This is a genomic window from Burkholderia ubonensis, from assembly GCF_001718695.1.
In the GTDB taxonomy this organism is placed as follows: domain Bacteria; phylum Pseudomonadota; class Gammaproteobacteria; order Burkholderiales; family Burkholderiaceae; genus Burkholderia; species Burkholderia ubonensis_B.
Genome location: NZ_CP013420.1, coordinates 2,875,515 through 2,887,514, shown reverse-complemented (window position 1 = coordinate 2,887,514; position 12,000 = coordinate 2,875,515). Strand labels below are relative to the sequence as shown.

The following is a 12,000-nucleotide window of genomic DNA, read 5'->3' as shown; positions in this document are numbered from 1 at the left end:
CGCCGCGCGCGGCAGGACGGCCGCGCGCGCCCCCTCCCCGGCTGCCGTTCGGCGGCCCGTCGGCGTTTTCCCTTTTTGCGTTCGCACCACGCACCAAATGGCCCCGTGGCGGCTCATAATGGCGGCTATACTTTACGGTCGTAAGGTTCGCCATCCGCACCAATTCGGTGCAGCGAAGGGCGAACGCCGCCGGCCGGACCTCGCATGGCCGGGCGCACGAACGACACCAGGAAATCATGACGGAGAAGCAACACGAGTCGCCGCGCGACGCGCAGAACAAGGAGCCGCACCTGCGCAGCGTCCGGCTGACGAGCGACTTCAGCCTGCCGAAACTGTCGGCGATCGAGATCGGCAGCTACCTGCTGGCGCTCCTCTCGATGTGGCTCGTCCTCGAACTGAAGCTGCTCGGCGGCATGCTGGCCGGCCTGCTCGTCTACCAACTGATCCACACGATCGCGCCCGTGATCGAACGGCACACGACGAGCATGCGGGCGCGCTGGGTCGCGGTCGTGCTGCTGTCCGTCGCGATCGTCGGCGCGCTGACGGGCCTCACGATCGGCATCATCGAGCACTTCGAGCACGCGGTGCCGAACCTGCAGGGCCTGCTCGGCCAGCTGATGCAGATCGTCGAGCAGACCCGCGCGCGCACGCCGGCCTGGATCGCGAACCTGCTGCCCGTCGACGTCGAGCAGATGAAGACGAAGGCGGCCTTGCTGATGCACACGCACATGGACCAGCTCCAGCAGAGCGGCAAGAGCGTCGCGCGCGGCTTCGGCCACGTGCTGTTCGGGATGATCATCGGTGCGATGATCGCGATCGGCGTCGAGCACGACAAGGTGCGCAGGCCGCTGTCGACCGCGCTCGTCACGCGCGTGTCGCGCTTCGCCGACGCGTTCCGCCGGATCGTGTTCGCGCAGATCAAGATCTCGGCGATCAACGCGTTCTTCACGAGCCTGTACCTGCTCGTCGCGCTGCCGATCTTCCACGAGCGGCTGCCGCTGTCGAAGACGCTCGTGCTCGTCACGTTCATCGTCGGCCTGCTGCCGGTGATCGGCAACCTGATCTCGAACACGCTGATCGTCGCGGTGTCGCTGTCGGTGAGCATGGGCACCGCGATCGCGTCGCTCGCGTTCCTCGTGATCATCCACAAGCTCGAGTACTTCCTGAACGCGAAGATCATCGGCGGCCAGATCGAGTCGCGCGCGTGGGAGCTGCTGCTCGCGATGCTCGTGATGGAAGCCGCGTTCGGGCTGCCGGGCGTGATCGCCGCGCCGATCTTCTACGCATACGTGAAGCGCGAGCTGTACATGCTGCGGCTGATCTGACCCCGCGCGCCGTCACCCGGCCTACGAAAAAAACGCCGCGCTCGATTACGAGCGCGGCGTTTTTGCTGGCGGGCCGGCAAGCGGCCGGCGCGATGCGCCGCTCAGCGGAACACGACCGTCTTCGTCCCGTTCAGCACGATCCGGTGTTCGACGTGCCACTTCACCGCGCGCGCGAGCGTCACGCACTCGACGTCGCGGCCGATCGCGGTCAGCTGGTCCGGCGTCATGCTGTGATCGACGCGCTCCACTTCCTGCTCGATGATCGGGCCTTCGTCCAGGTCGGTCGTCACGTAGTGCGCGGTCGCGCCGATCAGCTTCACGCCGCGGTCGAACGCCTGGTAGTACGGCTTCGCGCCCTTGAAGCTCGGCAGGAACGAATGGTGGATGTTGATCGCGCGCCCGGCGAGCCGCTCGCACATGTCCTGCGACAGGATCTGCATGTAGCGCGCCAGCACGACGAGGTCGGCCTGGTGCTCGTCGATCACTTCCAGCACGCGCGCTTCCTGCGCGGCCTTCGCGGCGTCGGACGAGCCGCCGACGAGCGGGAAGTGATGGAACGGGATGTCGTAGCTCGCCGCGAGCTGGTAGAAGTCCTTGTGGTTCGACACGATCGCCGGGATCTCGATCGGCAGCTGGCCCGTGCGGTAGCGGAACAGCAGGTCGTTCAGGCAATGGCCGATCTTCGACACCATGATCACGACGCGCGGCTTCACCGCCGCGTCATGCAGCTCCCAGCGCATCGCGAACTGCTCTGCGAGCGGCGCGAACTGCGCGCGCAGCGCATCGAGCGTCGTCGCGACGTCCGCGCCGCTGCCGTTCTGGTCGAAGTGCACGCGCATGAAGAATTCGCCGGTGCGGCTGTCACCGAACTGCGCCGAGTCGAGGATGTTGCTGCCGCGCTCGAACAGGAAGCCCGAGACCGCGTGGACGATGCCGTGCCGGTCGGGGCACGACAGTTTCAGGATAAAGCTGTGATCGGCCGACATGACCGTACTCCCTTCGTTTCCGTATTCGTGAAAATGTTGGCGCGCGCAGCTGGCGCGCGCAACCGGCGTCGCGCGTCAGGCCGCCGGCGCGAACAGCGCGTCGATGCCCGCCGCGTCTTCCGGCGCGAGCCAGCGGTGGCGCAGCAGCGTGTCGAGCATCGCGAGGCTCGCATCGAGCGTCGCCTGGCCATCCCGCAGCCACCCGATCACCTCGGGCACGCCCGCCAGCAGGTGCTCGGCGACTTCGCCGTCCTGGTTGTGCGGCGCGAAGTCGCGCGGCAGCGGCAGGTCGTAGACGAACAGCAGTTCGGACTGCGTGCCTTCCGGCAGCGAGCAGAGCACCTGCACCGCGCGGCCCGCGATCGCGCGCGCCGCCAGTTCGGGCGGAATGCCGGCTTCCTCCCAGCACTCCTTGGCCAGCGTCTCGTGAACACCGAGCCCCCAGCCGATGCCGCCCGCGACGACGTTGTCGAGCATGCCGGGATCGGTCGCCTTGGTCGCGCTGCGGCGGCCGAGCCACATCTGCGGCGCAGCCGGCGCCCCTGGGCGAACCGCATATTCTACGATGCCGTTCAAATGCACCGCATAAGTCTGCGTGCCGAAGAACCGCGACGCGGCCCGCTCGATGTACGCGAGCGGCGGATCGTCGAAGCGGTTGCGGATCGCGTAGATCTCGTCGCGCCAGCCGGGAATCGCGCCTTCGGCCGCGAGCGCGCCGATCGCGCTCGCGAGCGCCATGCTGCGCGCGTCGACCGTGTCGTAGCGGTCGGACAGCGTGACGCGGTCGTCCGTCAGGTCGAACACGTCGGGCCAGCGGGCGAGCCGCGCTGCGTCGGAACGCCGCACCCAGCCCACCTGGCGGCCGGCGATCACGAAACGCAGGTGCGCGGCCGGGTCGAAGCGGCGCGCGGCGGCGATGCACGGAAACGTCATCGGCGTCAGTCCTTCAGCGCGACGCGGATGCCGATCGCGATGAACGTCGCGCCGGCGAGCCGGTCGAGCCACACGCCCGCCTTCGGGCGGCGCTTCAGCCACGTGCCGATCGCGCCGGCGCACACGCCGAACAGCGAGAAGATCGCGGCCGTCTGCAGCATGAACAGCGCGCCGAGCTCGAACATCTGCAGCGTCACGCTCTGCATGCCGCGGGCATCGACGAACTGCGGCAGGAACACGACGAAGAACAGCGTCACCTTCGGGTTCATCAGGTTGCCGACCACGCTCTGGCGGAAGATCGACCACAGCGGCTGCGGCGCGCGCTCGTGCGCGGTCGCGAGGCCCTGGCTGCGCAGCGCCTTGATGCCGATCCAGATCAGGTACGCGGCGCCCGCGAGCTTCAGGATCTGGAACGCGACCGGCGACGAACGCAGCACCGCCGCGACGCCGAGCGCGGCGAGCGTCGTGTGGAACGTCACGCCGGCGGCGAAGCCGAGCGCCGCGACGAGGCCGGCCGCGCGGCCCTGCGAGATGCCGCGCGCGAGCACCTGAAGGTTGTCCGGGCCGGGCGCGAACGTGATCGCGATCGACGTGGCGAGAAACAGCGTGAAGTTCGGCATCGTGACCTCGCAGCGTAAGCCGGCGCTCAGTGGCCGGCGAATTCGGTGACGGTATAGACGGGCAGACCCGCGTTGCGCAGCAGCGCCGAGCCGCCGAGATCCGGCAGATCGATGATCGCCGCGCCCTCGACGACGACCGCGCCGAGCCGCTGCAGCAGGTTGCGCCCCGCCATCATCGTGCCGCCGGTCGCGATCAGGTCGTCCATGATGATCACGCGGTCGCCGGGCCGGCACGCATCCTCGTGGATCTCGACGGTCGCGCTGCCGTATTCGAGGTCGTACGATTCGCGCTGGGTCTTGTACGGCAGCTTGCCGACCTTGCGGATGGGCACGAAGCCGACGCTCAGCTCGTATGCGACGATCGGCGCGATGATGAAGCCGCGCGCGTCGAGGCCCGCCACGTAGTCGAGCTTCGCGTCGACATAGCGCTCGACGAACAGGTCGACCAGCACGCGCAGCGCCTTCGGGCTTTGCAGCAGCGTCGTGATGTCGCGGAACTGCACGCCCGGCTGCGGCCAGTCGGGCACCGTGCGGATCTGGCTGTGGATGAAGGCGGCCGGATCGACCGGCGCCCCCGACGACGAATGCGGCATGAAGCTCTCCGAAAAAAACGGTGCGCGACGTTTCGGGCACCGTTCAGAAAATACGGGTCAGATTATGGATCGCCGCTCACGCGGCCGTGGCCGGCGGCTCGCGCCGATGGCGCGACAGGCGCTCTTCAGCAAGCGCCAGCGCTTCGGGCAGCCCGCGCAGCACGACGATGTCGCTCGCGCGCAGCTTGGTCTGCGGATCCGGCTCCACGCCGCGAATCCCGTGCCGGCGGATCGCCGTGACCTCGAGCCCGAGCGCGAACAGCCCGATCTCCTCCAGCGAGCGCCCGACCGCGTCCGCGCGCGCGTCGACCGGCACCGATTGTAGCCGCACCTGCTCGTGGTCGTCGTCGTCCGCGTCGTCGGCGCCGCGGAAGTAGCCGCGCAGCAGGCTGTAGCGCTCGTCGCGCATCTCCTCGACGCGCCGCACGACCTTGCGCATCGGCACGCCGACCAGCACCAGCGTATGCGACGCGAGCATCAGGCTGCCCTCGACGATTTCCGGGATCACCTCGGTCGCGCCGGCGGCGAGCAGCTTTTCCAGGTCGGCGTCGTCGACGGTGCGCACGATCGCCGGCAGCGTGGGCTCGAGCTCGTGCACGTGGTGCAGCACGCGCAGCGCCGACGGCGTGTTCGCATAGGTGATCGCGACCGCCGCCGCGCGGTGGATGCCCGCCGCGAGCAGCGACTCGCGGCGCGCCGCGTCGCCGAACACGACCGACTCGCCCGCGGCCGCGGCCGCGCTCACGCGATCGGGGTCGAGGTCGAGCGCGACGTACGGAATCCCTTCCTGCTCGAGCATCCGCGCAAGGTTCTGGCCCGCGCGGCCGTAGCCGCAGATGATCACGTGGCCACGCTGCTTGAGGCTCTGCGTCGCGATCCGGGTCATCTGCAGCGACTGCTGCATCCATTCGGTCGACGACAGCCGCATCACGATCCGGTCGGCGTTCTGGATCAGGAACGGCGCGGCGAGCATCGACAGCAGCATCGACGCGAGGATCGCCTGCAGCAGCGTCGCATCGACGAGGTGCTTGTCGAGGATCAGGTTCAGCAGCACGAAGCCGAATTCACCGGCCTGCGCGAGCCCGATGCCGGTGCGCATCGCGACGCCCGGCGTCGCGCCGAACACCCGTGCGAGCCCCGTGATCATCGTGCCCTTGAACAGGATCTGCCCAAAGAAGAAGCCGAACACGAGCAACGGATGCTCCCAGATCACGCGCGGATCGAGCAGCATCCCGGTCGTCACGAAGAACAGGCCGAGCAGCACGTCGCGGAACGGCTTGATGTCTTCCTCGACCTGATGGCGGAACGGCGTCTCGGCGATCAGCATCCCCGCGATGAACGCGCCGAGCGCGAGCGACAGGCCGAACTTGTCGGTGAAGAACGCGGCGCCCAGCGTGACGAGCAGCAGGTTCAGCACGAACAGCTCCTGCGAGCGGCGCCGCGCGACGACGTTGAGCCAGCGGGTCATGAAGCGCTGTCCGACGATCAACAGCAGCGCGAGCGCGATCACGATCTTCACGGCCGCGAACCCGAGCGTGAGCACCAGGTCCTTCGACGACTCGGCGCCGAACGCGGCGATCACGATCAGGAGCGGCACAACGGCGAGATCCTGGAACAGCAGCACGCCGAAGATGTTGCGGCCGTGCTCGGTCTCGATCTCGAGGCGCTCGGCGAGCATCTTCGACACGATCGCGGTCGACGACATCGCGAGCGCGCCGCCGAGCGCGATGCAGCCCTGCCACGTGATGTGCATCCAGCGCTCGAACAGCGCGCCGAGCACGAGCGCGAGCACGAGCGTCGCGACCACCTGCAGCAGCCCGAGGCCGAACACGAGCCGCTGCATCGCCCGCAGCTTCGCGAGCGAGAACTCGAGGCCGATCGAGAACATCAGGAACACCACGCCGAATTCCGCGAGATGCTCGGCCCGCTCGAGGTCCGCCGCGACGCCGAACGCGTGCGGGCCGACCAGGATGCCGACGGTCAGGTAGCCGAGCATCGGCGGCAGGTTCAGCGAACGGAATACGACGACGCCCACCACCGAAGCCAGCAGCAGCAGGAGCGTCATTTCGAGCGGGGAAATCACGGGCGAAGCGTCCTCGGTCGTCGGGGCCACGGCAAAGCAGGCGCGGGATGGTGGCGGGAGACAGGCGACATCGGACGAGTCCGAACGGCCGGCGCGGCGAACAAACGCCTTTGCTATACTCCGCGCATGATAGCGAAAATCAATGATGATCGGGCGCTCGCGCTCGCCCGCGACGTGCTCGACATCGAGGCGGACGCCGTGCGCGCACTGAGCGACCAGCTCGACGGCGACTTCGTCAAGGCCGTCGCGCTGCTGCTCGGCTGCGGCGGCCGCGTGGTGGTCTCCGGAATCGGCAAATCCGGGCACATCGCCCGCAAGATCGCGGCCACGCTGGCCAGCACCGGCACGCCCGCGTTCTTCGTCCATCCGGCCGAGGCCAGCCACGGCGACCTCGGGATGGTCACGGCCGACGACGTGTTCATCGGCATCTCGTACTCCGGCGAGTCGGAAGAGCTCGTCGCGATCCTGCCGCTCGTGAAGCGGATCGGCGCGAAGCTGATCGCGATCACGGGCCGCGCCGAATCCAGCCTCGGCCAGCTCGCCGACGTCAACCTGAACGCCGCGGTCGCGAAGGAAGCGTGCCCGCTCAACCTCGCGCCCACCGCGAGCACGACCGCCGCGCTCGCGCTCGGCGACGCGCTCGCGGTCGCGGTGCTCGACGCGCGCGGCTTCGGCTCCGAGGATTTCGCGCGCTCGCACCCGGGCGGCGCGCTCGGCCGGCGCCTGCTCACCTACGTGCGCGACGTGATGCGCACCGGCGACGAGATTCCGTCCGTCGGGCTCGACGCGACGCTGTCCGACGCGCTGTTCCAGATCACCGCGAAGCGGCTCGGGATGACGGCCGTGGTCGACGCCGGCGGCAAGGTCGCCGGGATCTTCACGGACGGCGACCTGCGCCGCGTGCTCGAGCGCGACGGCGACTTCCGCCGGCTGCCGATCGCCGACGTGATGACGCGCCAGCCGCGCACGATCGGGCCGGATCACCTGGCGGTCGAGGCGGTGGAACTGATGGAGCGCCACCGGATCAACCAGATGCTGGTGGTCGATGCCGACGGCGCGCTGATCGGCGCGCTGAACATGCACGACCTGTTCTCGAAGAAGGTGATCTGATGACCGCTGCGCTGACCGCAGCCGAGCGCGCGAGCCGTGTGAAGCTGATGATTTTCGACGTCGACGGCGTGCTGACCGACGGCGGCCTGCTGTTCACGGCCGCCGGCGACGCGATGAAGTCGTTCAATTCGCTCGACGGGCACGGCGTGAAGCTGCTCGGCGAGGCCGGCATCGCAACCGCGATCATCACGGGCCGCAAGTCCGAGATCGTCGCCGCGCGCGCGAAGGAAATGAAGATCGCGCACCTGTTCCAGGGCGCCGAGAACAAGCTCGCCGTGTTCGGCGAGCTGGCCGCGTCGCTCGGCATCGCGCCGCACGCATGCGGCTACATGGGCGACGACTGGCCCGACCTGCCGGTGATGCTGCGCTGCGGCTTCGCTGCCGCGCCGGCGAACGCGCACCCCGAGGTGATCGCCCGTGCGCACTGGGTCGCCGAGGCCCGCGGCGGCCAAGGCGCGGTGCGCGAGGTCTGCGACACGATCCTGCGCGCGCAGCGCCGCTACGACGCGCTGCTCGCGCAAGCCTGCGGGGCCTGACGGATGAATCCTCAATTCCGCTGGACCCAGCTGCTGCCGCTCGCCGCGGTCGCGGCGCTCGCGGGCGTCACCTGGTGGCTGCTGCAGGCGACGCTGCCGCCGCCCGGCGAAGGCCCCGCGCAGCAGAAGCAGCACACGCCCGATTATTTCGCGGACAACTTCTCGGTGACCGAGCTCGACCAGTCGGGCACGACCCAGTACCGGCTGACCGCGGCGAAGCTGATCCACTACGAGGACACCGAGTCGAGCGACCTGACCACCCCGGCGATGCGCGCGTTCCAGCCCGGCAAGCCGGTCGTGACGACCACCGCGAAGCGCGGCACCGTCAACGGCGACGTGTCGATCGTCGACCTGTACGACGACGCGCGCATCCTGCGCGCCGCGGGCGGCGGCGACCCGCAGATGCAGGCGGATTCCCAGCATTTCCGGATCTTCGTCAATGATGATGTGATCCAGACCGAAAAGCCGGTTAAACTTCAGCGCGGCCTGTCGCTCGTCAATGCGACCGACGGCATGAAGTACAACAACGTCACCCGGGTCATCGAGCTTTACGGCAACGTGCGCGGCACGATCGCCGCGTCGGACGCGTCCGGCGGCTCGAAAGGTCAACCCAAGTAACTCATCCCACGCGTGACTGCATGAACGAATCGTTCCCGTGTCAGATTTACGGCGGCGCCCGGCGCGCTGCCCGCGCCGCGCTCGCCGCGACGCTCGTGGCGCTCCCGCTGGCCGGGCTGGCGCCGCTCGCCCATGCCGAAAAGGCCGATCAGGGCAAGCCGATCAACGTCGAAGCGGACAACCTGACCTACGACGACCTGAAGCAGGTCACCATCGCGACCGGCAACGTCGTGATCACGAAGGGCACGATCATCATCAAGGGCGATCGCGTCGAAGTGCGGCAGGATCCGGAAGGCTATCAGTACGCGACGTCGTACGGCAGCGGCAAGAAGCACGCGTCGTTCCGCCAGAAGCGCGAAGGGCTCGACGAGTACATCGACGGCGACTCGGAGCGCATCGACTACGACGGCAAGCAGGACCTGACGACCCTCACGACCGCCGCGACCGTGCGCCGCCTGCAGGGCACGTCGACGATCGCCGACACCGTGCACGGCAGCGTGATCACCTACGACGGCCAGCGCGACTTCTACACCGCGCGCGGCGGCAAGGACGTCGCGGCGCCGGGCAACCCGAACGGCCGCGTGCGCGCGATGCTGTCGCCGCGCAACGGCGGCCCCGCCCCGCTGAACGGCGCGCCGGCCAAGCTGGCGCCGTCGGCCACGATCCAGGGGGCGCCGGGCCAATGAATGCGTTACCGAACCGCCAGCCGGCCGGCACCAGCAGCTCGCTCGTCGTGCGCAACCTGAAGAAGCGCTACGGCTCGCGCACGGTGGTCAAGGATGTGTCGCTCGACGTGAAGAGCGGCGAAGTCGTCGGCCTGCTCGGCCCGAACGGCGCCGGCAAGACCACGTCGTTCTACATGATCGTCGGGCTCGTGCCGCTCGACGCGGGCGAGATTTCGCTGAACGGCAGCTCGATCAGCCTGCTGCCGATCCACAAGCGCGCGTCGCTGGGGCTGTCGTACCTGCCGCAGGAAGCGTCGGTGTTCCGCAAGCTGACCGTCGAGGAAAACATCCGCGCGGTGCTCGAGCTGCAGCACGACGACGGCGGCAAGCGCCTGTCGAAGGACGCGATCGCGTCGCGCACCGAGGCGCTGCTCGACGAGCTGCAGATCGGCCACCTGCGCGAGAATCCGGCACTGTCGCTGTCCGGCGGCGAACGCCGCCGCGTCGAGATCGCGCGCGCGCTCGCGACCAACCCGAGCTTCATCCTGCTCGACGAGCCGTTCGCGGGCGTCGACCCGATCGCGGTGCTCGAGATCCAGAAGATCGTCAAGTTCCTGAAGCAGCGCAACATCGGCGTGCTGATCACGGACCACAACGTCCGCGAAACGCTCGGCATCTGCGACCACGCGTACATCATCAGCGACGGCACCGTGCTCGCCGCCGGCGCGCCGAGCGAAATCATCGAGAACGAAAGCGTGCGCCGCGTCTATCTCGGCGAACATTTCCGCATGTAACCCGTCGTCGAGGACGCGCCCCGCCCGGTCACGCCGCGCGGGGCCGCGACCGGTTTCACAGTCCCGTTCGCGGCCCGCTCGCGGCCGAACGGGCGCCGCGCGTAATCGCGGATGGCTCAAGGCGCCTGGGTCGTGGCAAACTTCCGGTATGACTCCCTCCTTGCCATGAAAGCCAGCCTTCAACTCCGCCTGTCGCAACACCTGGCGCTGACGCCGCAACTGCAGCAGTCGATCCGGCTCCTGCAGCTGTCGACGCTCGAACTGCAGCAGGAAGTGGCGATGGCGGTCGCCCAGAATCCGCTGCTCGAGAGCGACGACGAATGGATCGCGAGCCCGCTGCGCGTTGCCGCCGACGGTTCGCTGATCGCGCAGACGCCGCCCGCGTCGAACCCCGAGCCGATGGCGGCCACGAACGGCGCCGGCCAGACCGGCGAGCGCACCGAACGCGATGAGCCTGCCTCGGCCGACGACTACGACGGCTACGCGTCCGGCGACAGCGACGGCCCGCAATGGAACCTCGACGAATTCGGCCGCGCGAGCGGCGCGTCGGATGACGACGACCTGCCGCCGCTGCAGGTCCAGGAAGCGGCGACGTCGCTGCGCGACCACCTGTCCGCGCAGCTGCGCGTCACGCAGGCCGGGCCGCGCGACCGCGCGCTCGTGATGTTCCTGATCGAATCGCTCGACGACGACGGCTACCTGACCGCCACGCTCGACGAGGTGCTCGCCGACCTGCCGCCCGAACTCGAAGTCGATTGCGACGAACTGAACGCCGCGCTTGCGCTGCTGCACAGCTTCGACCCGGCCGGGGTCGGGGCCCGCTCGGCGTCCGAGTGCCTGAAGCTGCAGTTGCTGCGGCTCGATCCGTCCCCGACGCGCACGCTCGCGCTCGAGATCGTGTCGCAATATCTCGAGCTGCTCGCCGCGCGCGACTTCACGCGGTTGCGCAAGCACCTGAAGGCGAACGACGACGCGCTGCGCGACGCGCACGCGCTGATCCGCTCGCTGGAGCCGTTCCCCGGCGCCGCGTACGGCAAGGCCGAAGCGGACTATGTCGTGCCCGACATCATCGTGAAGAAGGTCGGCCAGGGCTGGCAGGCGGAGCTGAATCCCGAAGTCGTGCCGCGCCTGCGGATCAACAATCTCTACGCGAACATCCTGCGCAACAGCCGCGGCGATCCGTCCGCGGGTTCGCTCAAGCAGCAGCTGCAGGAAGCGCGCTGGCTGATCAAGAATATCCAGCAGCGGTTCGACACGATCCTGCGAGTGGCGCAGGCTATTGTCGAACGTCAGAAGAATTTCTTTGCGCACGGCGAAATTGCCATGCGCCCCTTGGTTTTGAGGGAAATAGCTGATACGCTGGGCCTACACGAGTCGACTGTCAGCCGTGTGACAACCGGGAAGTACATGCTGACCCCGTTCGGGACGCTTGAATTTAAGTACTTCTTCGGATCTCACGTCTCGACCGACACCGGTGGCGCCGCATCGTCGACCGCCATCCGTGCCCTGATCAAGCAACTGATAGGAGCCGAAGACACCAAATCGCCTCTTTCGGACAGCCGCATTGCCGAACTGCTGGCAGAACAAGGCTTCGTGGTCGCGCGCCGCACGGTTGCCAAGTATCGCGAAGCCCTCAAGATCCCGGCAGTGAATCTGCGCAAGTCTCTTTAAGCCTGCTGCCTGCCCGGCGGCAGGCGTGTTCCGGCCACCGCGCATACGGGGAACAGGCCGGGCGAC

At 68.4% G+C, this 12,000-nt stretch carries 12 protein-coding genes; 7 read left to right on the top strand and 5 right to left on the bottom strand.

The genetic code is table 11. The features are described from left to right. Positions 1 to 236 precede the first annotated feature (236 nt). Entirely contained in the window at positions 237 to 1,325 is a 1,089-nt protein-coding gene (locus WJ35_RS13185) for an AI-2E family transporter (protein WP_069239273.1), read from the top strand. Between the two features lie 101 nt (positions 1,326 to 1,426). Here WJ35_RS13185 and purU read toward each other — a convergent pair whose 3' ends face one another. From purU to WJ35_RS13160, 5 genes are all read right to left on the bottom strand, one after another. Beyond that, positions 1,427 to 2,311 (bottom strand): formyltetrahydrofolate deformylase, encoded by an 885-nt coding sequence (purU, locus tag WJ35_RS13180; RefSeq protein ID WP_060236007.1) that lies wholly within the window; start codon positions 2,309 to 2,311, stop codon positions 1,427 to 1,429. Between the two features lie 75 nt (positions 2,312 to 2,386). Then, a complete protein-coding gene (locus tag WJ35_RS13175) occupies positions 2,387 to 3,244 on the bottom strand; it encodes an NUDIX hydrolase (RefSeq protein ID WP_069239272.1) in 858 nt (285 codons plus the stop codon). A 5-nt stretch (positions 3,245 to 3,249) separates the two neighbouring features. After that, a complete protein-coding gene (locus WJ35_RS13170) occupies positions 3,250 to 3,864 on the bottom strand; it encodes a LysE family translocator (RefSeq protein WP_060236004.1) in 615 nt (204 codons plus the stop codon). Between the two features lie 26 nt (positions 3,865 to 3,890). Continuing rightward, complete coding sequence (locus tag WJ35_RS13165) at positions 3,891 to 4,457, bottom strand: adenine phosphoribosyltransferase (RefSeq protein WP_010090674.1); 567 nt, start codon at positions 4,455 to 4,457, stop codon at positions 3,891 to 3,893. A gap of 76 nt (positions 4,458 to 4,533) precedes the next feature. Continuing rightward, positions 4,534 to 6,540 carry a monovalent cation:proton antiporter family protein gene (locus tag WJ35_RS13160; RefSeq protein ID WP_060236055.1) on the bottom strand — a complete coding sequence of 669 codons (2,007 nt, stop codon included), beginning with the start codon at positions 6,538 to 6,540 and terminating at the stop codon, positions 4,534 to 4,536. 126 nt (positions 6,541 to 6,666) lie between these two features. On the opposite strand from WJ35_RS13160, the gene kdsD reads away from it, so the two are divergent. From kdsD to WJ35_RS13130, 6 genes are all read left to right on the top strand, one after another. Continuing rightward, positions 6,667 to 7,650, top strand: a complete 984-nt coding sequence (gene kdsD / locus WJ35_RS13155; RefSeq protein WP_010090672.1) for an arabinose 5-phosphate isomerase KdsD — start codon at positions 6,667 to 6,669, stop codon at positions 7,648 to 7,650. Beyond that, complete coding sequence (locus WJ35_RS13150) at positions 7,650 to 8,186, top strand: KdsC family phosphatase (RefSeq protein WP_042586336.1); 537 nt, start codon at positions 7,650 to 7,652, stop codon at positions 8,184 to 8,186. Before kdsD ends, WJ35_RS13150 begins: the two co-directional genes overlap by 1 nt. 3 nt (positions 8,187 to 8,189) lie before the next feature. Then, on the top strand, positions 8,190 to 8,804 hold the full coding sequence (lptC, locus tag WJ35_RS13145) for an LPS export ABC transporter periplasmic protein LptC (protein WP_010090670.1): 615 nt from the start codon (positions 8,190 to 8,192) through the stop codon (positions 8,802 to 8,804). A 20-nt stretch (positions 8,805 to 8,824) separates the two neighbouring features. After that, positions 8,825 to 9,490 carry a lipopolysaccharide transport periplasmic protein LptA gene (gene lptA, locus WJ35_RS13140; protein WP_060236002.1) on the top strand — a complete coding sequence of 222 codons (666 nt, stop codon included), beginning with the start codon at positions 8,825 to 8,827 and terminating at the stop codon, positions 9,488 to 9,490. After that, positions 9,487 to 10,263 carry an LPS export ABC transporter ATP-binding protein gene (lptB, locus tag WJ35_RS13135; RefSeq protein WP_010090668.1) on the top strand — a complete coding sequence of 259 codons (777 nt, stop codon included), beginning with the start codon at positions 9,487 to 9,489 and terminating at the stop codon, positions 10,261 to 10,263. The genes lptA and lptB overlap by 4 nt, the downstream gene beginning before the upstream one ends. Before the next feature lie 165 nt (positions 10,264 to 10,428). Further along, positions 10,429 to 11,934 (top strand): RNA polymerase factor sigma-54, encoded by a 1,506-nt coding sequence (locus WJ35_RS13130; protein ID WP_060236000.1) that lies wholly within the window; start codon positions 10,429 to 10,431, stop codon positions 11,932 to 11,934. Positions 11,935 to 12,000: the final 66 nt, after the last annotated feature.